Raw genomic sequence first — 23,419 nt, forward strand, 5'->3', positions numbered from 1 at the left:
CTCAATCCGCCCGCGCGCCCATCAACCCACGCGGATTGAGCGCAAGCAGAAGGACCAGCATGAGATAGGGCACCGCCGGCGCGGCATGGGCGATGGTGAGCTGACCGAGCGCGCCATGCGGGTCGAGCGGCAAGCCGATATGACCGAGCACCGTGCCGAGCGGCGCATCAAGCGTCACTGACGCGGTCTGGACGAACCCGATCGCGAGCGAGGCGATCAAGGCGCCGGGAATCGAACCGAGCCCGCCCATGATGACGACGGCGAAGACGATCGGGCCGAGAGCGTCGGCCATGCCCGGCGTCGTCGTGAAGACATTGCCGCCGATGACGCCGGCGAGCCCGGCGAGCGCGCAGCCGGCGCCGAACACCAACGTAAACACACGCGGCACGTTATGGCCGAGCATCGCCACCATGTCGGGATGGGTCAAGGCGGCGCGGATGACGAGGCCGAGCCGGGTGCGCGCGAGCGCGGCATAGAGCCCGGCAAAGATCGCGACGGAAACCGCCATCATGAACAGCCGATAGGCCTGATACTGAATGCCACCGAGGGTGAAAGCGGGGAAATCGAGCGCCGCCGGCACGCGATAGGGCGCCGCCGTCCGCCCCCAGATCAGCGGCACGATCTCGCCGATGATGAACGCAAGCCCGACGGTGAACAAAAGCTCGGCGAGCTTGCCATGACGATGCACGGCGCGGAGACCATAGCGCTCGACCACGACGCCAAGGACACCGACGAGAAGCGGCGCGATCACCAGCCCCGGCCAGAAGCCGAGCCCGACGCTGATCGTATAGGCGAAATAGGCGCCAAGCATGTAAAAGCTGGCATGGGCGAAGTTCAGGACACCCATCATGCCGACGATCAACGTGAGCCCGCTCGACAGCATGAACAAGAGCAGCCCATACACCAGGCCGTTGAGCAGAACGAGAAGCGTTTCCTGCATCAAAACTGGCCTTGTTCCCGCAGCCGCGCTCAGCCCGGCGCCTTCATCGCGCAGGTGGTCGGCAGGCGCGTCTCCTCGGCGTCGAAGCGCTTGATGGTCTTAAAGCCGAGCGGCACGCCGGGGAACATATGCGGCATGTCCGGCGCCAGGATCGAGACATACATCGGCTGCAGCAATTGATGATTGTCGGCGCGGATCTCTTCGGGGCCGAGCGGTGTGTCGAACTTCATCCCGGACAAGACTTTTCCGACCTTGAGCGGGTCGGAACTGTCGGCCTTCTTCATCGCCGCCGCCAGCGTGTCGATCATGTCGACGACCCGCCAGTAATAGAAATTCTCGTTGTATTTGGCTTTGAACTCGGCCGCCATGCGGTCGATCGCGGGGGCATCGACATTCTCATGCCACTCGCTGATCTGGGCGTCGCCCTTGCCGGCCATGCCGACCGCTTGCACGGTTTCGCGAGCGCCGAGATAATAGGTAAAGAAAGTCGCGGGAAAGCCGGTATCGGCGGCGGCTTTGACGAGCAGCGTGAGATCGGCGCCCCAGGCGCCGGTGACCACCGCATCGGCGCCGGCGGCACGCATCTTGGCGATATAAGGGGTGAAATCGGTCACTTTGCCGAGCGGCACGCGTTCGGTGCCGACAATCGCAAGATCGGCACGTTTGCCGCCGATCATCGCGACCGCCGCTTTTTCCACCGATTGCCCGAAGGAATAATCCTGATTGAAAACATAGACTTTATGGATGTTGGGGCTCGCGACGATATAGTCGGCAAGCGCCTTCATCTTCATGTCACTGTCGGCATCGAAGCGGAAATGCCACCAATTGCATTTCTCGTTGGTGAGCGCGGGATCGACGGCGGCATAGTTGAGATAGAGCACGGCATGCTCGGGATCGCGGCGGTTGTTTTTCGCGGTGGCGTCCGACAACGCGAAGGCGACCGAGGAGCCATTGCCCTGAGTGATGTAGTGGATGCCGTCATCGACCGCCTTGCGGAACATGGTCAGCGACTTTTCCGGGCTCACCTCGTTATCCATCACCACCAATTCGAAGGTGCGGTTGCCGGCGGCGTGGGCGGCATTCACCCGGTCGATGGCGAAGCGGAAATGCTGCTCGCCGAGCCGGCCGGTGGAGGCGAACGGGCCGCTCATCGGGTCGATATAGGCGATCCGCACCACCTCATCGGCGCGCGCGGTCACGGCCGGCCCGGCGAGCAGGGCCCCTGCCGCGACGGTGCCGAGCACAACGGCTTTGGTAAACTTCATCTCCGCCCTCCCTCGTCATTTCTGTTCGTTCGTTGTTTTCAGCCGGTCGCTCGTCGATCGGCCTTGCCAATGAAGCGTCAGCGATCTTCTATGGGGGGACTTTGTCACCGGCCAAGGAGGCCTGTCAATGAACGCCTCTTCACTTATAGGGAAGGAAGATAACGTGATGCACAAAACGTTGCCGCGGCGCGTGGCGAAAGCGGATGCCCGCCGATGAGTTTGCCCCCTTCCCTCGCGGCGCCGCTCGCGCTGCCGGCGATCGCCGCGCCACTCTTCATCATCTCCAATCCCGATCTCGTCATCGCGCAGTGCAAATCCGGTGTCATCGGTGCCTTTCCCTCGCTCAATGCCCGCCCGGCAGAAAAGCTCGGGGAATGGCTCACCCGGATCAAGGCCGAGCTTGCCGCGCATGACGCAATGCTGCCGGAGGTGCGAGCGGCGCCGTTTGCGGTCAATCTCATCGTGCATCGCTCCAATGACCGGCTCGCGCATGATCTCGCGGTCTGTGTCGAGCATCGTGTGCCCATCGTCATCACCTCGCTCGGGGCGCGCGAGGAGGTCAATGCCGCCATTCATTCCTATGGCGGCATCGTTTTGCACGATGTCATCACCAATGCGTTTGCCCGCAAGGCGATCGAGAAGGGGGCGGATGGCTTGATCGCGGTCGCCGCCGGTGCCGGCGGCCATGCCGGGCGCTTGTCACCCTTTGCCTTGGTGCAGGAAATCCGCGCCTGGTTTTCCGGCCCGCTCGCGCTTTCGGGGGCGATCGCGACCGGGGCCGGCGTGCTTGGCGCGCAAGCAATGGGCGCCGATTTCGCCTATATCGGCTCGGCGTTCATCGCGACCGAGGAGGCCAATGCCGCCGAGGCCTATAAAGCGGCGATCGTCGCCGGCGCCGCCGAGGATATCGTCTATACCAATCTCTTCACCGGCGTGCATGGCAATTACCTCCGCGCCAGCATCAGCAATGCCGGGCTCGATCCCGACCATCTGCCCGAATCCGATCCCTCGAAGATGAATTTCGCCTCCGACCGCACCAAAGCGTGGCGGGACATCTGGGGTTCCGGCCAGGGGATCGGGGCGGTGCATGCGGTGGTGCCGGCGGCGGCGTTGATCGCGCGTTTGCGGCGCGAATACGAAGCGGCGCGGGCGCGCCTTTGCCAACATTCTTGAGGGATGATTTGCAAAGGCATTGCCTTTGCTGGGGGTGTAGGGGGCGAAGCCCCCTGCGTTCCTCGTCTTTGCTCAGCTGGCCTCGGCGAGCCGGTTCGCGAGCGTTTCGACGACGTTCGCGAACATGGCGCTGGTCAGCCGGCCGGTTGAGGTATTGTATCGCGAGACGTGGTAGCTGTTGGCGAGCATGAGCCCGTCTGGCAAAGCGTGGATCGCGCCGTGGCGGAATCGGTAGCGCGCCAGCGGCACACCACAGGCTTTGAGGACGGCGGTGTGAGCGACGACGCCGAGCGCCAGCACCGCCTCCAGCCGCATCATGTTTTTCAACTCCGCGACCAGGAATGGGTTGCAGGCGTTGATTTCCGCTGGCTGCGGCAGATTGGCGGGCGGGGCGCAGCGCACGGCGTTGACGATGCGGCAATCGCGGAGTTGAAGCCCGTCATCGGCGCGCGCGTCATAGCGACCTTCGGCGAAGCCGAAGCGGAGCAGCGTCTCATAGAGCAAGATTCCGGCGTAATCGCCGGTGAAGGGACGCCCGGTGCGGTTGGCGCCGCGCAGGCCGGGCGCGAGCCCGACCACGAGCAGTCTCGCATCGCGCGACCCAAAACCGGGGACCGGTGCGTTGAACCAAGCGGGTTCGGCGTCGCGGTTGGCGAGGCGATAGGCGACGAGGCGCGGGCAAAGCGGGCAGTCGCGCCCGGGCTCGGCATCGTCGTCATCGGCCAGCGCTGCCCGGCGCTCGGGCTCAGACATCGTCATGCGGCGCGCCGTCGATGCCGCCATGGCGCCCGGCCGGGCGGGGACGGGGCTCGGTTTGGCGGCGGGTGAATTCCGGCGCGATATCGGCGATTTCGATGAACTGATCGGCCTGGCGGCGAAGCTCATCGGCCACCATTGGCGGGCTGGTGCGGATCGAAGACACCACCGAGACGCGCACCCCGCGGCGCTGCACCGCTTCCACCAGGCGGCGGAAATCGGCATCGCCGCTGAAGAGAACGGCGTGATCGATGCGCGGGCTCAGCTCCAGCATGTCGATCGCAAGCTCGATATCCATGTTGCCCTTGACGCGGCGGCGGCCAGAGGCGTCGGTGAATTCCTTGGCGGGCTTGGTGACCAGGGTATAGCCGTTATAGGCGAGCCAGTCGGTCAGCGGCTTGAGGGGGGAATATTCCTCGGTCTCGAGCAGCGCCGAATAGTAATAGGCGCGGATCATATGCGAGCGGGTGCGGAAGAATTCCAGCAGGCTGCGATAATCGACGTCGAACCCGAGATTGCGCGACACCGAATAGAGGCTGGCGCCGTCGATGAACAGGGCGAGACGCTCGGAGGCGACGAAATCCATGACTTCAAATCCTTTCCGCACTACAATAGGGTATCCCGCCTCGCGGGAGACGATCCGGCTGAATACGATACGCCTTACCGCCCCAAGGGAAAAGAGCGCGCATGCGAATGAGACAAGGGGGTGGCGATGATTTTGGTCGCGATCGGGGCTAATCTGCCGGGTCCGGGCGGCATGGCGCCGCGGCAAACCTGTGAACGCGCGCTCGCCGAGGTTGCGCGGCTGCCGGGATTGACGCTGGTCGCGGCGTCGCCCTGGTATGAGACCGCGCCGGTGCCGCCTTCCGGCCAGCCGCCTTATATCAACGGCGTCGCCCGCCTCGCCGGCGTTATTGCGCCGGAGGCGCTGCTGGCTGCGTTGCAGGCGATCGAGGCGCGGTTCGGGCGTGTCCGCGGCGTCGCCAACGCGGCGCGCACCCTTGATCTCGACATCATCGATCTTGACGGTTTGCGCCGCGCCGCGCCCGACCCGATCTTGCCGCACCCACGCGCCCATGAACGCGGTTTCGTGCTTGCCCCGCTCGCCGATATCGCCCCGGACTGGCGGCACCCGGTTCTTGGCGAGAGTGCGTCGGCGCTGTTGGCGGCCTTGCCGGCGCAGGCGATACGAAGATTGTCGCCGCCGGAAGCCGCGACGAGCATGGCCGCCCCAGGCTTTCGCGGGCACCGGGGCGAGGCCTGATCAGACGGCGCTCTGGACGAGGCCGGCGCTCGCCAGATCGCCACGTGGCGGCAGCGGCGGCGGTGCGGCGGCGCGCTGGGCTTGCAGCCCTTCAATCATGTCGCGATTGACGGCGATCAGCGGATCGAGCGACAAATCCTCGCCCATCGCGCGGGTGCTGTATTGCATCGCCCAGATGCCGAGGTCGGTGAGATTTTGCTTGAGCTCCGCGGGAAGCTGATTGGTTTCCAGCGCCAGATCCTTGACGATCGCAGACCACAGCCGCTGGTTGTGGAACAGCGCGCTGATGCGGGTCTTCGCGTCCGCGGTCTTGGCGTTGGCGAGCATCGCGTTGGCGTTCGAAAAAATCAGGATTTCGTTATCCTGGGGGGTCGCGGTGAAGCGGCGGGCGGTTTCGTACTGCGCGAGATTACGGTTCATGATGGGTTTCCGTCTTCCATTCTGGAACGCGCCAAGAACGGCCGGGCCCTGGGCCCGGCCGCTTGTTCAGGCGTTGGTTACTGGAACAAGTTCAAGAGAACCTGCGGTTGAGCGTTGGCGATCGAGAGCGTGCGGATGGCGAGCTGCTGTTTGGTCTGCAGCGAGTTCAACTGCGCGCTTTCGGAGGCCATGTTGGCATCGATCAAAGCCCCGGAGCCGGTGGTGAGCGAGGTCGAAAGCGAGGAGGAGAAGTTCATCATCCCCGTGACTTCCTGTTGCGTCGCACCAATCTTCGCGGCGATGCCATTCATCGTGCCAATGGCATTCTGGACGATGGTGATCGCCGCCGAGCCGCCGGAGAGGGCGGTTTGGGTGACCCCGGCCTCGTTGGTGCTCGAGCCCGAACTGTAGGCGGTGCTGGCCTTTTCCCAAGCCGAGCCGGTGCTGGAGACGTTATTGCCGGCGATCGTGAGATTGCCGTTGTTGCTGAGCGAGGCAGCGAAGCCGCTCTGCTGGAGCGAGTTGATCAAGGCGCCCACCGCCGCCATCGGCGAGGTGCTGGTGCCCATGATCACGTTGGTCAGATAGTTGGTGCCGCCGCCAGCGTTCGCGCCGAGCGTGTAGCCGCTGGGGGCGGCGCTCGGCGTGGAACCCGTGGTTTGGAACTCGAAGACCCAGTTATTGGTGCCGTTGGAGAGCTGGAGATAATCTCCCGCGGCCGGCGCATAGCTGCTGTTGAAGCTGTACTGAAGCCCACCCGACGTGGAGGAAAGGTTGGTGAGCCCGAGCGCCTGCGTCATCGCGGTACTGCCGCCGAGCTGGTTGCCCACCGTGAGCTGCCCACCGGCATTGATCGTATCCTGGATCACCATGGTGTCCGTGGTGACGCCGGTGGTGCCGGTGGCGGCTAGCAGATTGACCCCGTTGAAGGTCGCGTTGTTAGCGAAATTGTCGATATTCTTGAGGATGTTGTTGATCTGGGTGTTCATCGTCGACGTCGAGATGCCGGTCTGCTGCGCTTGCGTCACGGTATTCTGCAGCGTCGCGAGCTGGCTCGAGATCTGCGAGCCGGCGGCGGCGGCGACCCCGAGCACGGAGTTGCCGAAGGAAAGATTGTCTTGAACCGCAGTCAAGCCGGCGATATTCGCCTGCATGGTCTGCGAGATCGAGTAGACGGCGGGATTGTCGCTCGCGCTGCCGACGAGAAGGCCGCTCGCGATGACGTTCTGCGTGTTGTTCAGGGATTGCTGCGTCGAATCGAGCGATTGCAACGCCGCCAGGGCACCGACATTGGTGTTGATGGAAAACGACATGGGTGTGTCTCCTTTTTGTGAGCTACCCCGGAAGGATCGGCGAAAATGCTTAAGGGAATGTTTATAAAAACGAGGCATTATCCCGCGACATGAGGCACGGTTCGAAAAATCGGCGTCGCGTCGGCGCCAGGCGTGATGTCAGCCCGCCCCGGCCGGGCCGCGGGCGGCGCCCGATCAGGGCGGGCGAGACGCGAGCGGGGAAGGACTGAACGCATGTCGGGAATTTCCGGGCTGCCGATCATCCCGATGTATGAAACCTACATCAAGAACGAAACGAAATACGCGGACGCCGCCGCCAAGGCCAATCCGGCGACCCAGTCGGCGGTGAGCTATTTCCAAAGCGTCGCCTCGACCCTGACCACGCCGCAGGCGCTGCTCAAGAATTACCGCGCGCTGCAAGTGGTGCTCGGCGCGTTCGGGATGAGCGGCTTGATCAACGAACAGGGTATCCTCAAGCAATTGCTGACCCAGAACCCGACGGCGAAAAATTCCCTGGTGCAGCAGATGGCGAACCCCGCCTATCTGCAATTCGCCAATGTCATGGCGAACTGGAATCCGCCGCCGCTCTCCAACGCCAAAACCGTCGCGAGCATCGTTCAGAATTACGTCACCAACCAGTTCGAGGTCGGCGCCAATCAGCAAATGCCGGGGATGCAAGCGGCGCTCTATTTCACCCGCAATATCGGTTCGGTGACGACGATCCCGGAGCTGATGTCCGACAACACCCTGCTCGGCGTGGTGCAGACCGCGCTCGGCCTGCCGATGCAATTCGGCCTGCTCAACTATAACCAGCAGGTCAGCATCCTGAGCCAGCAGGTGGACCTGAAAAAATTCCAGAACCCGAGCTACGTCAACCAGTTCGTGCAGAAGTACCTGGTCCTGAACCAGGAGAACAGCGCAAGCAGCGGCACCTCCAATCCCCTCGTCAACCTCATCGGCGGCACCAGCGCGTTCAGCAGCGGCACCAGCAACCCGCTCGTCAACCTCATCGCCTGAGGCGGCGCGATCAGGCGCCGAGAACCCGCCCGGCCACCGCGTCGAGCTTCGCCATCAAGGCCGGATCGCGTGCCTCGGGCGCGGTGATCAGCGCGTGATCGAGAGCGTGGCCGCAGCCGGCCGGACAAGGCGGGCGCGCCGCCCCGAGCGCCGGGACCAGCGCCGAAACCAGCCCCCGCGCGTGCTCGGCGTTCTCCAAAAGCACCCGCACCACCGCCTCCACCGTCACGTGATCATGCTCGGGATGCCAGCAATCATAGTCAGTGACCATGGCAACGGTCGCGTAACACATCTCCGCCTCGCGGGCGAGCTTCGCCTCCGGCATGTTGGTCATGCCGATCACGCTCGCACCCCATTGGCGATAGAGGGCGCTCTCGGCCTTGGTAGAAAATTGCGGGCCTTCCATCACCAGATAGGTGCCGCCGCGCGTGACCGGCAGCCTGAGATCGCGCGCGGCCGCAAGAAGGGCATCGCCGAGCCGCGAACAGACCGGATGCGCCATCGAAACATGGGCGACACAGCCCTCGCCGAAAAAACTCTTCTCGCGCGCGAAACTGCGGTCGATGAACTGATCGACGATGACGAAATGCCCAGGCGGCAAATCCTCGCGCAAACTGCCGACGGCGGAGAGCGAAATCACATCGGTGCAGCCGGCGCGCTTCAAAGCATCGATATTGGCGCGGTAATTGAGATGGCTCGGCGACAGGCGATGGCCGCGGCCATGGCGCGGCAAAAACACGCAACGCACACCCGCAAGGCGGCCGAATAATAGCTCATCCGAGGGCGCGCCCCACGGCGTCTCGATCTTGCGCCAGTGCCGCTCGGCAAGCCCGGCGATGTCATATAACCCAGAGCCGCCAATGATGCCGATCACCGGTTCCACAGATGCCGTCATGGGATTCTTTCTCCTCGCGTCAGTCGCGTTTTCGCCCGAACCGCCGATCGCGGTCAAATCGCCTGGTTTGTTTTCGGGCATGGCTTGAGCTAGAAAGGGAAAAATGTTCTTTTTTGAAAAAAAGAACCAAAAAACTTTTGTCCGTTGGGCAGTGCCTGCGCCGAGAAAACGGGAAAAAAAGTCTTTTTGCTTCTTTTTCGGAAGTTAAAATAAGGTTTTACAACGATTCTGGAGTGATTATGCGGCAGATCATCATCGGCAACTGGAAAATGAATGGCACCAAGGCGCTGGTCGAGACGATGGCGCGGGAAGTCTCCTCCCGCGCCGCATCACTCGCCTGCGATCTCGTGCTCTGCCCGCCGGCGACGCTGATCGTGCCGCTCGTTGCGGCCCTTGGGGGCGCGCCGGCCAAGGTTGGCGGGCAGGATTGTGATGCGCGGGCGAGTGGCGCCCATACCGGCGATATCGCCGCCACGATGCTGCGCGAGGTGGGGGCGAGCCACGTCATTCTCGGCCATTCCGAACGCCGCGCCGATCATGGCGAGAGCGATGCGCTGATATGCGCCAAGGTTGCCGCGGCGCGGGCGGCGGGGCTCACGCCGATCGTCTGCGTCGGCGAGGATGAGGCGGCGCGCCAGGCGGGGCGAGCCGAGGCGGTGGTGATGGGCCAGCTCGCAGCCTCGCTCCCCGCGGATTTTGCCGACCCGCCCGCCGGGCTGGTCGCTTACGAGCCGATTTGGGCGATCGGCAGCGGGCGGACACCGACCACAGACGATATCGCCGCAATGCACGGCGCCATCCGCGCCGCGCTCCGCGACCGTTTTGGCGCGGCCGGCGGCGCGATCGCCATTCTCTACGGCGGCTCGGTCAAACCCGGCAATGCCGCAGCCCTCCTCGCCCTCGCCGAGGTCGGCGGCGCCCTGGTCGGCGGCGCAAGTCTCGTGCCCGGCGATTTCCTCGCGATCGCCGCCGCCGCCGCGCCGGCGCTTGGCAGGGCGCCCGGCGCGAGCTAGAACCCGCCCGCCCGCACGAGGATCGCCCCGCGCGCGCGCGAGGATCGCCCATGACCAACGTTCTGATCATTTTCCATTTGTTCGTCACCATCGCCCTGATCGGCATCGTGCTGATCCAGCGGAGCGAGGGCGGCGGGCTCGGCATCGGCTCCTCGCAGGGCATGGGCGGGCTGATGAGCGGGCGCGGCACCGCCAATCTGCTCACCCGCGCGACCGCCGTTCTCGCGACATTGTTCATGGGGATCGCCCTCGTGCTCGCGCTGCTCGACCGCGGCGCCGGCAGCAGCGGCCGCGGTTTGCTCGACCTCTCGCCACCGCCGGCGGCGACCGTGCTCCCCGGCCCGCCGGCAAAAGGCGTCACGCTGCCGGCCGCGCCGGCGCCAGCCACCCCGGCGCCGGGCGCGAGTACGCCCGCCAAACCGGCCGCGCCACCGGTGCCGACCAACTGAGACCGCGGCGCATGTCGAAACCGGTTTCCATCCGCCGCGCGGATGGTCTAGACTGAACGCCCATGACGCGGTTCGTGTTCATCACCGGCGGCGTGGTCTCCTCCCTCGGCAAGGGCATCGCCTCGGCGGCGCTGGGCGCGCTTTTGCAGGCGCGCGGCTATTCCGTGCGGCTGCGCAAGCTCGACCCTTATCTCAATGTCGATCCCGGCACGATGAGCCCGTATCAGCATGGCGAGGTCTTCGTCACCGATGATGGCGCCGAGACCGATCTCGATCTCGGCCATTACGAGCGCTTCACCGGCGTCGCCGCGACCCGCGCCGACAACGCCACCACCGGGCGGATCTATGCCGAGGTGATCGCGCGCGAGCGCCGCGGCGATTATCTCGGGGCGACGGTGCAGGTCATCCCGCACATCACCGACGCCATCAAGGACGCGATCCTGCGTGAGACCGAGGGGCTCGATTTCGTCCTGGTCGAAATCGGCGGCACCGTCGGCGATATCGAGAGTCTGCCGTTTCTCGAAGCCATCCGCCAGCTCGGCAACGAATTGGGGCCGGCGTGCTCGATGTTCGTCCATCTCACGCTGGTGCCGTATATCCGTTCCGCAGGCGAGTTGAAAACCAAGCCGACGCAGCATTCGGTCAAGGAATTGCTCAATGTCGGCATCCAGCCGCATATGCTGCTTTGCCGTTGTGAGCGGCCGATCCCGGAGAATGAGCGGCGCAAGATCGCCCTCTTTTGCAATGTCCGCCCGGATGCGGTGATCGCGGCGCTCGACGTCGATACCATCTATGCGGCGCCGCTCAGCTATCACGACGAAGGCATGGATCGCGAGGTTTTGCGCCATTTCGCGCTGCCCCTTGAGGCCGCGCCGGATCTCACGCGCTGGCGCGATATCGTCGCGGCGATCCGCGCGCCGGAGGGCGCGGTGCGCATCGCCGTCGTCGGCAAATACATGAATCTGCTCGACAGTTATAAATCGCTCGCCGAGGCGCTGGTTCATGGCGGCATCGCCAACCGGGTGAAGGTCGAGCTCGACTGGATGGACAGCGAGATTTTCGAACAGCCCGACGCGGTGCTGCGCCTTGAGGGTGTGCATGGCATTTTGGTCCCGGGCGGCTTCGGCGAGCGCGGGACGGAAGGCAAGATCGCCGCCGTCCGCTTCGCCCGCGAACGCCGCGTGCCGTTTCTCGGCATCTGTTTTGGCATGCAGATGGCGGTGATCGAGGCGGCGCGTCATCTCGCCGGCCTGACCGACGCCTCCTCGAGCGAGTTCGGCCCGTGCGCAACACCGGTGGTCGGTCTGCTCACCGAATGGCAGCGTGGCAACGCCATCGAGCGCCGCTCCGCCCAAGGCGCGCTCGGTGGCACGATGCGGCTCGGTGCCTTCCCCGCCCGCCTCGCCGAGGGCTCGCTGGTGCGCGCGGTTTATGGCGGCGCGGCCGAGATTTCCGAGCGTCATCGCCATCGCTACGAAGTCAATATCGACTATCGCGATCAACTGGAGCGGGCTGGGCTGCGGTTTTCGGCGCTCTCGCCCGATGGCGTGCTGCCCGAAATCGTCGAATATCCCGACCACCCCTGGTTCATCGGGGTGCAGTTCCACCCCGAGCTGAAATCGAAGCCATTTTCGCCGCACCCGCTCTTCGCTGATTTCATCGCCGCCTCGGTGCGCCAGGCGCGGCTGGTATAGGAGGGGCGCGATGGCCGAAAACAGCGTTACCGTCGGCCCGGTTACCGTCGGCAACCACCTCCCCTTCGCGCTGATCGCCGGCCCCTGTCAGATCGAGAGCCGGGCGCACGCGACCGAGGTCGCCGACGCGCTCGTCGCGATGACCGGCGCGCTCGGCATTCCCTTGATCTACAAAAGCAGCTTCGACAAGGCCAACCGCACCAGCCTGGCTGCGGCGCGCGGCGTCGGGATGGCGGCGGGGCTCGAGATCCTCGCCGAGGTGCGGGCGCGGTTCGGCATTCCGGTGCTCACCGATGTCCATGATGCCGGCCAGTGCGCGAGGGTGGCGGCGGCGGTCGATGTCCTGCAAATTCCCGCCTTTCTCTGCCGTCAGACCGATCTTCTGCTCGCCGCCGGCGAAACGGGTGCGGCGATCAACGTGAAAAAAGGCCAGTTCCTCGCTCCTTGGGATATGGCGCATGTCGCCGCCAAGATCGCGAGCACCGGCAACCACCGCATCCTGCTCACCGAGCGCGGCGCGAGCTTCGGCTATAATATGCTGGTGAGCGATTTCCGGTCGCTCCCGATCATGGCCGAAACCGGCTATCCGGTGGTGTTCGATGCGACGCACTCGGTGCAGTTGCCGGGCGGCGCCGGCACCGCCTCGGGCGGCGAGCGCCGTTTCGCGCCGGTGCTCGCCCGCGCCGCACTCGCGGTCGGAGTCGCGGCGGTTTTCATCGAAACCCACCCCGATCCCGATCACGCCCCGAGCGACGGGCCGAACATGATCCCGCTCGCCGCCATGCCGGCCCTGCTCGCGCGGCTCAAGGCATTCGACGAACTCGCGAAATCATCCGCAGCAGTGCTTACGGCCGCTCAGGACGATTCGAAAAAGGCTTAGCGGGGGCGGTGTGAGCCACGGCGGCGGACGATAGCGAGAGCGAAGAGGGCGCTGCCGAGCAACACCATCGTGGCGGGCTCGGGAACATTGCTGTTGCCGGGGACACCGGCGGTGTTAGCCACGACCACGCCGGTGATGCCGTTACCGCAACTGCCGTTCGAGACCCCGAGGCAGACATCGGCGCCGAAATAATTACCATTCCCATTCGGGATAAAATCGCTGAGGGCGACGTTGTCGATGGTGAAGCTGAGCGGCCCGGTATAGGGGCTGTTGCCGCCATGTCCGCACGTCGATGTGCTGCAATCGATGGCGTAATCCCAGGTGCCGCCGCCGCTGGCGCTCAACCCCCCGGCAGACGAAGAGACCAGGGAAAACCCAGGGGTTATGGAATTCGCCGGCACGGTTATGGATGGCGCATTGGCCAAATCCCAGGTCAGCGAGTAGCCGGCGCCGCTGTTGACGAAGCCGACCCCCGAGGCCAAAGACACGGTGACCGTGACGTCAGGGCCGCCATTGTCGTTCAAGGCGACGGTGCCATAGGGCGACGCCAAGGAAGACGTGCCGCTTCCGACATAGTCGTTCAGAGTGTAATCCACCGTGCCCGCCATGGCGGGCGCCGCCGCGACGCCAAGACCGCCTACCGCGAGCAGAAGAAAGGCCGCCGCAAGCTTGCCGCGCCCGCCAACACGCCTCTCGTTACGCGTTATCTTAAAGATCGGCCGCCTCATTCCATCTGCTCCTCTGGCTTCCCTGCCTGCGCACCTCGTTGCGTCAGCGTGCGCCTCGACTTTTTCCTCGCGCATGGCGGCGGCAAACGTTAATTATCCGCTAATAAACCGGTAACGCATGCCACGTCAATCTCATTTTTCATATGTTGCCATGGAGTCACGGTCCCAGGGCAGGTCGTGCCGGATCTCGGCCAAGCTCTGCTCAATCCGGCACGAACAGCATCAGCGCGTCGCCCTCACCCACCAAATCGGTCTCGCGCACCAAAATTGCCGCGACCCGCCCCGCTGCCGGCGCCGCCAGCGGAATTTCCATTTTCATCGATTCGAGGAGCAACAAGGTCTCGCCAGCCGCGACCCTGTCGCCTTCGGCGACGGTGATGCGAAAAACCATGGCATTGAGGTCAGAATAAAGTTTGATCGCGGCCATGCCGAAGCCCCTCTCACGAGACGTTTAATTCTTACAAAATAACCTTTTATTCCAACATCCGAACGACCGCGAGGAGGCGAGCGAGGGTGCCGGAATCGGCTTGGCCGGTGATCGCCTCGGGGCGCCAATGGCGCTGAAAGGCGCGCAACACGGTCGACAGCGCGGGATCGAGCGCGCCTTCCGGGGCGACGCGATAGCCGATCTCGGCGAGCGCGGCGCGGACATCGCGCAGGCTTTCGGCATCCCGCACCACGCCGCCGGTGCCGAGATCGGGGACACCCTCGGGCCAGAGCCCGACGCCATTCTGCGCCAGCCCCTGCCAGTCGAATTTCTCGCCCGGATCGCGCTTGCGTTCCGGCGCGATATCGGAATGCCCGACGATGTTGCGCGCCGGCACCGCGTGGCGGGAGAGAATATCGAGGCAGAGATCGCAGACCACGGCGAGTTGCAGCACCGGGAACGGCGGATAGAGCGCGTCGTGCCCGGGGTTGACGATTTCGATGCCGATCGCGCGGGCGTTGATATCGGTCGCGCCGCGCCAATAGGCGATGCCGGCGTGCCAGGCGCGGCGCGCCTCGGGCACCATGCGCCAGATCCGCCCGTCCTCGGCGACGACGTAATGGGCCGAGACCTCGGCCGCCGGATCGGCGAGCCGCGCCAACGCCGCCTCGGCGCTCGCCATCCCGGTATAGTGAAGCACGATCATGTCGATCGCGGTCGCTTGCGGGCGGGCGTCGTGATTGGGGCTCGGGCGATCCTCGATCCAGAGGCTCACAGGCCACGCTCGCGCTTGATGCGGTCCCAGGCGGCGTTGATACGGCTCGCTTTCTCGCTCGCGCGCGCGATGAATTCCGCTGGCACACCGCGCGCGGCGAGCGTGTCGGGATGATTTTCGCGCATCAAGCGGCGCCAGGCGAGATGGACCTCCTGGTCGCTGGCGCTGGCATCGATGCCGAGGATCGCGTAGGGGTCGTCCGCGTCGCCCTCCGGGGGGCGGGTGGCGCGGCCGCCGGCGATGCCGGTCGCGCGCTCCCAAGCGGCGCGGCCGAGGCCGAATCCCTGATGCACGCGGGCAAGAAACTCGGTCTCCGCCATGTTGATCGGGCGGTCGGCGCGGGCGATGGCGAAGAGCGCGACGAGCACGTCCTCGAGCACGCCGCGATGGCCGGCGAAACTCTCGCCGAGCTGGTCGGCATAGGGCTCGAAACCCTCGGGGCTGTCACGCGCTTGGTCGAAGAGGCGGCCGATATCGCGCACCGAGGCGGGCGGGATGCGGAAATGCTGGCGGAAAGCGTCGATCTCGGCGCGGACCACCGGGCCATCGCATTTCGCGAGCTTGGCGGCGAGGACGACGACGGTGATCGCGAAAAGCTGCTCGCGCCGGCCGAGCAAGGCGGCAACACGGGCCGGGTTGAGCGGGTTGAAGCCGCCGCGCGCCGCTTTGAGGCCATTGACGCCCTGCCCGATCGCGCCCGTATCGGCGGCATGGCCGAGGGCCGCCCCGACCACCGCGCCAAACGGGCCGCCCATGGCGAACCCGGCGACCCCGCCGATGATCTTGCCCCAATATCCCATACTTCGGCCCTCTAGCATGGCCGCCGTGCGCGGCGCAAAATGGCTTCATCCCGCGCCCGCCCCACGCGGATGTGACCAAGCTGCCGCGTCGCCCGCCCTGGAACGCATTGCCTTCGCCATCTTTTCAAGGGTATCGCGGGGCGTGCCGGGGTTGCCTCGGTCCGGCGAACTTCCTAGGGTTCGCACGCCTCTCTTCGCGCCCGCCGGCGTTTTCCTCGGCGCGTCGTTCATTGGCCACAACAAGGATAGGGAATTTCGCATGTTCAAGAGTTTTCGGCTCACCGCGCTGACCGCGCTCGGTGTTCTCGCGCTCGCCGGATGCAGTGCGTTCGGCGGCGGCGAATCCTCGAAACCAGGCGTGAGCGACGAGCAGAGTCTGGTGGATAGCGCGACCCATACCGTCGGCGTGATGAAGACGGCGGCGGCGGCGAAGGTGACGCCGCTGTTGCAGAAAGCCAAGGCGGTGGTCATTTTTCCCGACATGATCAAGGGCGGGATTGGCATTGGCGCTTCGCACGGCAAGGGTGTCCTGCTCGCGCGGACCGGTGGCTGGAGCGATCCGGCGTTTTATGATTCGACCTCGATCTCGCTCGGCGTGCAGATCGGCATGGAGGAAAGCGCGGTCGTGATGTTCGTCATGACCGACAAAGCCTATAATAGCATGCTGCAGACCAGCACCTTCACGATGAAGGCGCAGGGCGGGCTCGCGCTCGCCGATCTGAACACGGCGACGCAGGATCAGCTCACTGGCGCCGATGTCGTGATCTGGTCGAAGTCAGAAGGTGCGTTCGGCGGCCTAGCACTGGCTGGCTCGGACGTGTCCCAGAGCCTGGATTATGACAAGGCCTATTACGGCAAGGCGGTGACGGCGAAGGAAATCATCGCCGGCCAAGTGAAGAACGACAAGGCCGATGCCCTGATCAAGGCGCTCGGCAACTGATATTCGGGGGCGGCAGTGCCATCGGCACTGCCGCAACGGCCGAACGTTTTTTGGTTCTTTTTTTCAAAAAAGAACCTCCTTGACTTAACCTTACTCGCGCCGCGCGGGTAGCTAATTCGTCTTGAGCGCGGCGAGGAAAGCGGATTGCGGGATCTCCACCTTGCCGAACTGGCGCATCCGCTTCTTGCCTTCCTTTTGTTTCTCGAGAAGCTTGCGCTTGCGCGAGATATCGCCGCCATAGCATTTCGCGGTGACGTCCTTGGCGAGCGCGCCGATGGTCTCGCGCGCGATCACCCGGGCGCCGATCGCCGCCTGCACCGCGATTTTGAACAATTGTTTCGGGATCAGCTCCTTGAGCCGGAGGCAGATCGCCCGCCCGCGAGCCTCGGCGGCGGCGCGGTGGGCGATGAAGGCCAACGCATCGACCGGCTCACCATTCACCAGGATCGAGATCCGCACGAGATCGCTCTCAGCGTACCCGTCCATCTGGTAATCGAAGCTGGCATAGCCGCGTGAGACCGATTTCAGACGGTCATAGAAATCGAACACCACCTCGTTGAGCGGCAGGCGATAGACCGCCATCGCGCGGTTGCCGACATAGGTGAGATCGACCTGCTGGCCGCGTCGCTCGTTGCAGAGGGTGAGGACAGCGCCGAGATACTCGTCCGGCACCATGATGGTTGCCTTGATCCAGGGCTCCTCGATATGGTCGATGACGCTACCGTCGGGCATGTCGGCCGGATTGTGCAGATCCTCGATGGTGCCATTGGTGCGATGGATGCGATAGACCACCGAGGGCGCGGTCGCGATGAGGTCGAGATCGAATTCCCGCGCGAGGCGTTCTTGCACGATCTCGAGATGCAAAAGCCCGAGGAAGCCGCAACGAAAGCCAAAACCGAGCGCGGCCGAGGTCTCGGGCTCGTAATGGAAGCTCGCATCATTGAGGCGGAGCTTGCCGAGGCTATCGCGCAATTTCTCGAAATCGTCGGCGTCCACCGGATAGAGCCCGCACCACACCACCGGCACCGAGGGTTTGAAGCCGGGCAGCGGCGTTTGTGCCGGGCGGCGATCATCGGTGAGCGTGTCGCCGACCCGGCAATCGGCGACCGTTTTGATGCCGGCGGTGATATAGCCGATTTCGCCCGGGCCGAGATCGGCGACCGGCTGCAGGCGGGGCGAGAAGATTCCGGTCTGCTCGATGACATGGACAGCGCCGGTCGCCATCATGCGGATGCGCTGGCCGCGCGCGAGCCGCCCGTCCTTGACCCGCACCAGGATGACGACGCCAAGATAAGGATCGTACCAGCTATCGACGAGCAGCGCCTTGAGCGGCGCCGCGGCATCGCCCGAAGGCGGCGGCAAGCGGGTGACGAGGGCTTCGAGCACGCCCTCGATATTGAGCCCGGTTTTGGCGCTGATCATCACCGCGTCCGCGGCGTCGAGCCCGATCACCTCCTCGATCTGGGCGCGCACGCGCTCGGGCTCGGCGGCGGGGAGGTCGATCTTGTTCAGAACCGGCACGATTTCGTGCCCGGCCTCGATCGCCTGATAGACATTGGCCAGGGTCTGCGCCTCCACCCCCTGGCTCGCATCGACGACCAGGAGCGAGCCCTCGCACGCGGCGAGGCTGCGGCTCACCTCATAGGCGAAATCGACATGGCCGGGCGTGTCCATGAGATTGAGGACGTAGGTCTTGCCGTCATGCGCGCGATAGCTGAGGCGGACGGTCTGGGCCTTAATCGTGATGCCGCGTTCGCGCTCGATCTCCATGGTATCAAGCACTTGGGCCGTCATTTCCCGGTTGGAGAGCGCGCCGGTGGCCTCGATCAGGCGGTCGGCGAGGGTTGATTTGCCATGATCGATATGGGCGATGATGGCGAAGTTGCGGATCAGTTCGAGCGGTGTTTCGGTCATGGAGCGCGACATAAGCAGTTTTCGCGCCGCTGTCAGCCGTGATCTCGGGGGTGCGATCTCGGGGACGCGATCTCGGGGGCGTATTTTCGATCCGGCCGCCTGCTCGCGCGAAATTTCATCTCGCGCCGGCTATGAAAACGCCTAGGATGAACGCCGCTTCCGATGACCCTTTCAGGTATAGAGGATAAAACCATGGCCAATGCCAAAAAACCCGGCGAAGCCCCGTTCGGTGGCGTGTTCGGCGAGATGAAAATGCCGCAGATGCCGGATATGGAGGGGCTGCTCGGCGCCTATCGCCGCAATATCGAGGTTTTCACCATGGCCAACCGGATCGCGATGGAGGGGGCACAGGCGGTGGCGCGGCGCAACATGGAAATCCTGCAGCAGAACATGGCGGAGATGAGCGAGGCGGTGGCACTCCTCAGCACCCCTGAAAACCCCACCCAACGCGCCGCCAAACACGCCGAGCTGGTGCGCCGCGCCTATGAGCGGGCGGTAAGCAACGCCAAGGAGCTGAGCGAGCTTATTCAGCGCGCCAATGGCGAGGCGGTGGAGATCCTCAACCGCCGCTTCATGGAGGCCATGGAGGAAATGCGCGCGGTGATGGAGAAAGCGGGCTCCGACCGCTGAGCGTTGGTGCGGCCCGCGCGCCGCGGCCATTCTCCCCTTGACGGCGGGGCAGGCTTGCCCAGAGAGTGCGCCCGCATCGATCCCCTGAGATCGAGCGGTTGCGATCGGGAGGAAGTGATCCATGACGCCGTGCTTGACCCGCCGCCGCGCCCTCGGCGCGGCCATTCTCGCGATGCCGGCAGTGTTGCGCCACGCCCGGGCAGACGCCGCGATCCGGCTCCGCTGCTCGCTCGACACCGCGCCCTCGCACGGGCGCAACAAATCGCTCGCCGATTATCTCAAAAAGCTCGATGCCGCGTCAGAAGGCCGGATCAAAACCGAATTATTCCAAAGCGGGCAGCTTTTCTCTGATCTCGATGTCTCGAAAGCGCTGATCCAGGGGCAAGTGGAAATGGCCTGCCCCGGCACCTGGACGATGACCGGCTTCATTCCCGATTGCGATCTCTTCCAACTCCCCGCCCTTTATGGTCAGCCCTTTTCGGTCACCCACAAGGTGGTCGATGGCCGCGCCGGCGCCATGGTGAATGGCGAGATCGACAAGCGCTTGCGCGGTCATGTTCTCGGCCCCTGGCTCGATCTCGGCTATCAGAATTGGTACGCGGCGTCCCATAAGCTCACCGCATTCGAAGATTTGCGCGGCCTTAAGATCCGCAACTCCGGCGGCGCCGGCCAAGCCTGGCGGGCGCGCTTCTTCGGCGCCATCCCCAATACCACCGCCTGGCCGAACGTGCCCTTGGCCCTCTCGCAGGGCACCTTCGATGGCCTCGTCAGCACCGATGAAAGCGTCGCCAGCGCCCAGCTCTGGGAAGCGGGGGTGAAATACGTCCTCGCCGATCATCAATTCGTCGGCGAATATATCCCGATCGTCGCCAATAGCTTCTGGAGCGGCCTTGCGCCTGATCTGCAGAAACTGATGACCGATCTTTGGGCCGCGAACATCCCGACCTACCGCGCCAATATGCAGGCCGATCAGGACGCCGCGCGCGAAAAATTGATCGCCCATGGCGTGACCTACACCGTCCCGCCCGCCGATCAGGTCGCCGCCGAGCGCAAGAAGATGCTGGCCGAGCAGGACAAAGTCGCGCGCGAGATCAAGGTATCGCCGGACATGGTCCGTCTGGTCAGCGAAGATGTCGGCACCGCCGCCTGAGCGCGGCGCGCGCGCGCTCTGGTCGCGGGCCGAACGCGTCATCGTCGGGTTGCTCGGGCTCGCGGCGCTGCTTGCCGGCAGCGTCCAGGTGCTGGGCCGTTATCTCGCGCCGGCGCACGCGATCTCCTGGGCCGAGGAGGTCATCGTCTATCTCCTGGTCTGGGCGGTGATGATCGTCGCCTCCGAACTCGCGCGGAGTGATGGCCATGTCCGCCCCGATGTCGTCTTGCGGCTGCTTTCCCCCGCCGGCCAGCGCTGGCTCGAGATCGCCAACTCCTTGGTCGCGGTCGTTTTCTGCGCCGGTCTCGTCTATTATGGCTGGCAGATCGTCGCGACCGCCTGGCTGCTCGATGAGCGGAGTTCGACCGATCTGCAATTTCCGATGTGGCTCTATTATCTCGCCCTCCCGGTCGGCGGCGGGCTGATGGCGCTCCGCTATCTCGCGCGCCTCGGTCGCTATCTTTTCGCGTTCGATGCGCGCCGGATGACGATCGGCCGCAGCGACGTAACGCGCACCGAATAAGCGCGTTTTTCGGGCGATGACCGTTCTCCTCTTTCTCGTGCTGTTTTTCGGCCTGCTCGCCGTCGGGCTGCCGATTTTTCTGGTGCTCGGGGTGTGCGCCGCCATCCTCTATGCGGTCTCCGGCCAGCCTTTGGTCGGCGTTGCGCAGGTGATCATCGATCAGCTCAATTCGACGACGCTGATGGCGTTGCCGCTTTTCGTCATGGCCGCCGCCTTCATGCGCCGCGGCGGGGTTGCGCAGGCGCTGGTCGATCTCGCTGTTGCCTGGCTCGGCGGCGTGCGCGGCTCGCTCGGCCTCGTCACGGTTGTTGCCTGCACGCTGTTTGCCGCGATCTGCGGCTCGAGCGTCGCGACCGCGCTGGCGATGGGCACCATCCTCTTGCCGGCGATGCTAGCGCGCGGCTATCCGCGTTCCTTCGCGCTCGGCGTCATCGGCGCCTCGGGCACCATCGGCATCGTCGTGCCGCCTTCGATCGCGCTCATTCTCTATGGCATCGTCGCCGAGCAATCGGTGCCGCGCCTGTTTCTTGCCGGCATCCTGCCGGGCCTCTTACAGGCGGCGGCGTTTTTCGGCTGGGTGTGGTACACGGCGCGGCGCAATCATTTCCCAATCGAGCCGTCCCTGCCCTGGCGCCGCCGCCTCGCCGTCACCTGGGCGGCGCTGCCCGCACTCGCGGTGCCGGCGGTGGTTTTGGTCGGGATCTATGGCGGGCTGGTGACGGTGACCGAGGCGGCGGCGGTCGCGGCGGTGGTGGCCCTCTTCGTCAGCCTGGTCTTTTACCGCGGCTTTCACCCCGCGGAGACCTTGGCGGTGGTCGCCGATGGGTTGCGCAGCGCCGGCGCGATCATGCTGATCGTCGCCTCGGCGCTCGCTTTCGGCCATTGGATGACGCAATCGGGCATTCCCGCCGCGCTTGTCCATTTCACCGTCGCGCACGGGTTTCGCACCTGGCAATTCCTGCTCGCGATCAATGTTTTGTTACTCGTGCTCGGCTGCTTTCTGGAGGTGACGGCAACGCTCCTCCTGGTGCTGCCGGTGCTGGCGCCGGCCTTGGTGCCGCTCGGCGTCGATCCCGTGCATTTCGCCATCATTTTCACCCACAACATGGAAATCGGCCTCGTCCATCCACCGGTCGGGCTCAATCTCTTCGTGCTGTCGACGATCTCAAACGCGCCCATCGGCGAGGTGATCCGTGGCATCCTGCCGTTTCTGATCCTGCTCTTGGTCGTGCTCGGGATCATCACCTATGTGCCGATCCTCACCCTCTGGCTGCCCCATCTCGTGTTCCATTGAGGCGAGCAAAAGCGTGAGATCGCGCTCGGTGCGGCAAAGCGCGTAGTGTCCCGCCTCACCGGGGGCCGGAACCGCGGAGAGGCCGATATCGGCATAGACCCCGAGCAGGGCTTCGCCGCCTTGCCAGACCGCCGGCGTCGCCCCTTCCTGGGTCGCGAGATCGCGCAGCCGCCAGATCGCCGAAACCCGATCGGCGACCGCGCCGACGGGGTCACCGAGCCCGACAACGAGATGGCCGAACCGCCGCACCGGCAGCGCCGCGTCACCCGCTTCCCCCCAGAGCAGGCCATCGGCCGCCGGAGGCGGCGTGCCGCCGAGCGCTTGGAACCGCCGCCGCGCGTCACTGCTCCAGGGATCGAGCCGCACCTGCCCCGGGCGCAGCAATTGCCAGATCGCGAGGATCCCCAAGCCGACCGCGAGCGCGAGGCTGAGCCGGAGCCCATTGGGCGCTTGCGGCGAGGCGACCACCTCCCACCAGCTCTGATCGGCGAGGCCGCGGACATGATGCTCGAAAGCGGAAAGGGTGATGACGCAGAGCACCAGCGCGAGCAGCGGCAGCGATGCGGCGAGATCGAACGGGTCGGAGGTGAGATGGACATGGCGGTAAAACGCCCGCCGGAACGGCGCGATCAGCGCCGTCGCCGCGAGCAGCATGGTCGGCACCCACCAGCGCACGCCTTCGACGAAGGTCACCGCGGCGGCGACCAAAAGCAGCACCACCACCGCCCCCCAGGCCAGGGTGACACGCCGCGAGAGCCCGAAGGCAAGGGCGAGCAGCCCGGCGCCGAGCAGCGAGGGGATGAATTGTCCCGAGGGCGTGCTCAACTCGGCAAGATCGGCATCGACCCACGACATGTCCGGCATCGGCCCGACGACGCCGAGCAAAAGCAGCATGGCGCCGCAGATCGTCACCGCCCCGGTCGCGATCGCGACCGCGAAATCCGGCTCGCTCCAGCTGCCGAGACCGGCGATCCAGCCCGGCGCCGTCGCCCCGCCCGGCAGGATCTCGCGCCCGCGCAAGAGAATTTCGTTGCCGGCGAACAGGCCGCCGGCGAGGAACAGCGGAATGATCGAATAATAGAGCCGAAAGACGATGATCGCGCCGGCAATCTGCGGCGCACCGAGATAGGGCGAGAGGCCGAGCAGGACGAGGCTGTCGAAGACGCCGATCCCCCCCGGC

The 23,419-nt window shown here is 65.1% G+C and carries 24 protein-coding genes; 12 read left to right on the top strand and 12 right to left on the bottom strand.

Going from position 1 to position 23,419, the window contains the following annotated elements; genetic code table 11:
- Position 1: 1 nt before the first annotated feature.
- Complete coding sequence (locus DEF76_RS13410) at positions 2–940, bottom strand: branched-chain amino acid ABC transporter permease (RefSeq protein WP_114912765.1); 939 nt, start codon at positions 938–940, stop codon at positions 2–4.
- A gap of 29 nt (positions 941–969) precedes the next feature.
- Positions 970–2,205, bottom strand: coding sequence for a branched-chain amino acid ABC transporter substrate-binding protein (locus DEF76_RS13415; protein WP_114912766.1), 1,236 nt, complete (start codon positions 2,203–2,205; stop codon positions 970–972).
- Positions 2,206–2,418: 213 nt separating this feature from the next.
- Between DEF76_RS13415 and DEF76_RS13420 the strand changes: the two genes are divergently transcribed.
- Complete coding sequence (locus tag DEF76_RS13420) at positions 2,419–3,378, top strand: NAD(P)H-dependent flavin oxidoreductase (RefSeq protein WP_114912767.1); 960 nt, start codon at positions 2,419–2,421, stop codon at positions 3,376–3,378.
- Between the two features lie 72 nt (positions 3,379–3,450).
- On the opposite strand, the gene DEF76_RS13425 is transcribed toward DEF76_RS13420, so the two are convergent.
- Entirely contained in the window at positions 3,451–4,137 is a 687-nt protein-coding gene (locus tag DEF76_RS13425; protein WP_408842217.1) for a uracil-DNA glycosylase, read from the bottom strand.
- Positions 4,124–4,720 carry a LabA-like NYN domain-containing protein gene (locus tag DEF76_RS13430; RefSeq protein ID WP_114912769.1) on the bottom strand — a complete coding sequence of 199 codons (597 nt, stop codon included), beginning with the start codon at positions 4,718–4,720 and terminating at the stop codon, positions 4,124–4,126. The genes DEF76_RS13425 and DEF76_RS13430 overlap by 14 nt, the downstream gene beginning before the upstream one ends.
- Before the next feature lie 126 nt (positions 4,721–4,846).
- On the opposite strand from DEF76_RS13430, the gene folK reads away from it, so the two are divergent.
- Positions 4,847–5,398, top strand: a complete 552-nt coding sequence (folK, locus tag DEF76_RS13435; RefSeq protein ID WP_114912770.1) for a 2-amino-4-hydroxy-6-hydroxymethyldihydropteridine diphosphokinase — start codon at positions 4,847–4,849, stop codon at positions 5,396–5,398.
- Here the strand turns inward: folK and DEF76_RS13440 are convergent, their stop codons facing one another.
- Positions 5,399–5,818, bottom strand: a complete 420-nt coding sequence (locus tag DEF76_RS13440; protein WP_114912771.1) for a flagellar biosynthesis regulator FlaF — start codon at positions 5,816–5,818, stop codon at positions 5,399–5,401. It abuts the gene before it with no gap.
- A gap of 77 nt (positions 5,819–5,895) precedes the next feature.
- Positions 5,896–7,131, bottom strand: a complete 1,236-nt coding sequence (locus tag DEF76_RS13445) for a flagellin N-terminal helical domain-containing protein (protein WP_162800659.1) — start codon at positions 7,129–7,131, stop codon at positions 5,896–5,898.
- A 213-nt stretch (positions 7,132–7,344) separates the two neighbouring features.
- On the opposite strand from DEF76_RS13445, the gene DEF76_RS13450 reads away from it, so the two are divergent.
- Positions 7,345–8,127, top strand: coding sequence for a DUF1217 domain-containing protein (locus DEF76_RS13450; protein WP_162800660.1), 783 nt, complete (start codon positions 7,345–7,347; stop codon positions 8,125–8,127).
- 10 nt (positions 8,128–8,137) lie between these two features.
- Here DEF76_RS13450 and DEF76_RS13455 read toward each other — a convergent pair whose 3' ends face one another.
- Positions 8,138–9,022 (bottom strand): S-methyl-5'-thioadenosine phosphorylase, encoded by an 885-nt coding sequence (locus DEF76_RS13455; RefSeq protein ID WP_114913884.1) that lies wholly within the window; start codon positions 9,020–9,022, stop codon positions 8,138–8,140.
- A 239-nt stretch (positions 9,023–9,261) separates the two neighbouring features.
- Between DEF76_RS13455 and tpiA the strand changes: the two genes are divergently transcribed.
- The 4 genes from tpiA (at position 9,262) to kdsA (ending at position 13,058) form a co-directional block, all read left to right on the top strand.
- The gene (gene tpiA, locus DEF76_RS13460; protein ID WP_114912774.1) at positions 9,262–10,035 is read left to right on the top strand and encodes a triose-phosphate isomerase; all 774 of its coding nucleotides are present in this window, start codon (positions 9,262–9,264) and stop codon (positions 10,033–10,035) included.
- 50 nt (positions 10,036–10,085) lie between these two features.
- Positions 10,086–10,484 carry a preprotein translocase subunit SecG gene (gene secG / locus DEF76_RS13465; RefSeq protein WP_114912775.1) on the top strand — a complete coding sequence of 133 codons (399 nt, stop codon included), beginning with the start codon at positions 10,086–10,088 and terminating at the stop codon, positions 10,482–10,484.
- Positions 10,485–10,546: 62 nt separating this feature from the next.
- On the top strand, positions 10,547–12,178 hold the full coding sequence (locus DEF76_RS13470; RefSeq protein WP_114912776.1) for a CTP synthase: 1,632 nt from the start codon (positions 10,547–10,549) through the stop codon (positions 12,176–12,178).
- 10 nt (positions 12,179–12,188) lie between these two features.
- Positions 12,189–13,058, top strand: a complete 870-nt coding sequence (gene kdsA, locus DEF76_RS13475) for a 3-deoxy-8-phosphooctulonate synthase (protein WP_114912777.1) — start codon at positions 12,189–12,191, stop codon at positions 13,056–13,058.
- Here kdsA and DEF76_RS13480 read toward each other — a convergent pair.
- The 4 genes from DEF76_RS13480 to DEF76_RS13495 form a co-directional block, all read right to left on the bottom strand.
- A complete protein-coding gene (locus DEF76_RS13480; RefSeq protein WP_162800661.1) occupies positions 13,055–13,786 on the bottom strand; it encodes a PEP-CTERM sorting domain-containing protein in 732 nt (243 codons plus the stop codon). The two genes, kdsA and DEF76_RS13480, sit on opposite strands and share 4 nt — an antisense overlap.
- 202 nt (positions 13,787–13,988) lie before the next feature.
- Entirely contained in the window at positions 13,989–14,213 is a 225-nt protein-coding gene (locus DEF76_RS13485; protein ID WP_114912779.1) for an acetyl-CoA carboxylase biotin carboxyl carrier protein subunit, read from the bottom strand.
- A 46-nt stretch (positions 14,214–14,259) separates the two neighbouring features.
- On the bottom strand, positions 14,260–14,988 hold the full coding sequence (locus DEF76_RS13490) for an N-acetylmuramoyl-L-alanine amidase (protein ID WP_240319007.1): 729 nt from the start codon (positions 14,986–14,988) through the stop codon (positions 14,260–14,262).
- Positions 14,985–15,788, bottom strand: a complete 804-nt coding sequence (locus DEF76_RS13495) for a TerB family tellurite resistance protein (protein ID WP_114913886.1) — start codon at positions 15,786–15,788, stop codon at positions 14,985–14,987. The genes DEF76_RS13490 and DEF76_RS13495 overlap by 4 nt, the downstream gene beginning before the upstream one ends.
- Before the next feature lie 259 nt (positions 15,789–16,047).
- Between DEF76_RS13495 and DEF76_RS13500 the strand changes: the two genes are divergently transcribed.
- The gene (locus DEF76_RS13500; protein ID WP_162800662.1) at positions 16,048–16,728 is read left to right on the top strand and encodes a lipid-binding SYLF domain-containing protein; all 681 of its coding nucleotides are present in this window, start codon (positions 16,048–16,050) and stop codon (positions 16,726–16,728) included.
- Between the two features lie 111 nt (positions 16,729–16,839).
- On the opposite strand, the gene lepA is transcribed toward DEF76_RS13500, so the two are convergent.
- Positions 16,840–18,642 (bottom strand): translation elongation factor 4, encoded by a 1,803-nt coding sequence (lepA, locus tag DEF76_RS13505; protein WP_114913887.1) that lies wholly within the window; start codon positions 18,640–18,642, stop codon positions 16,840–16,842.
- A gap of 192 nt (positions 18,643–18,834) precedes the next feature.
- Between lepA and DEF76_RS13510 the strand changes: the two genes are divergently transcribed.
- The 4 genes from DEF76_RS13510 to DEF76_RS19950 all read left to right on the top strand — a co-directional run bounded on the left by DEF76_RS13510 (position 18,835) and on the right by DEF76_RS19950 (position 22,239).
- Positions 18,835–19,272, top strand: a complete 438-nt coding sequence (locus DEF76_RS13510) for a phasin family protein (protein WP_114912781.1) — start codon at positions 18,835–18,837, stop codon at positions 19,270–19,272.
- Positions 19,273–19,393: 121 nt separating this feature from the next.
- The gene (gene dctP / locus DEF76_RS13515; protein WP_114912782.1) at positions 19,394–20,422 is read left to right on the top strand and encodes a TRAP transporter substrate-binding protein DctP; all 1,029 of its coding nucleotides are present in this window, start codon (positions 19,394–19,396) and stop codon (positions 20,420–20,422) included.
- Entirely contained in the window at positions 20,403–20,945 is a 543-nt protein-coding gene (locus tag DEF76_RS13520; RefSeq protein ID WP_114912783.1) for a TRAP transporter small permease, read from the top strand. The genes dctP and DEF76_RS13520 overlap by 20 nt, the downstream gene beginning before the upstream one ends.
- A gap of 16 nt (positions 20,946–20,961) precedes the next feature.
- Entirely contained in the window at positions 20,962–22,239 is a 1,278-nt protein-coding gene (locus DEF76_RS19950; RefSeq protein WP_114912784.1) for a TRAP transporter large permease, read from the top strand.
- Positions 22,240–23,419 lie beyond the last annotated feature (1,180 nt).

Origin of the sequence: Acidibrevibacterium fodinaquatile (assembly GCF_003352165.1) — a bacterium.
GTDB classification, from domain to species: domain Bacteria; phylum Pseudomonadota; class Alphaproteobacteria; order Acetobacterales; family Acetobacteraceae; genus Acidibrevibacterium; species Acidibrevibacterium fodinaquatile.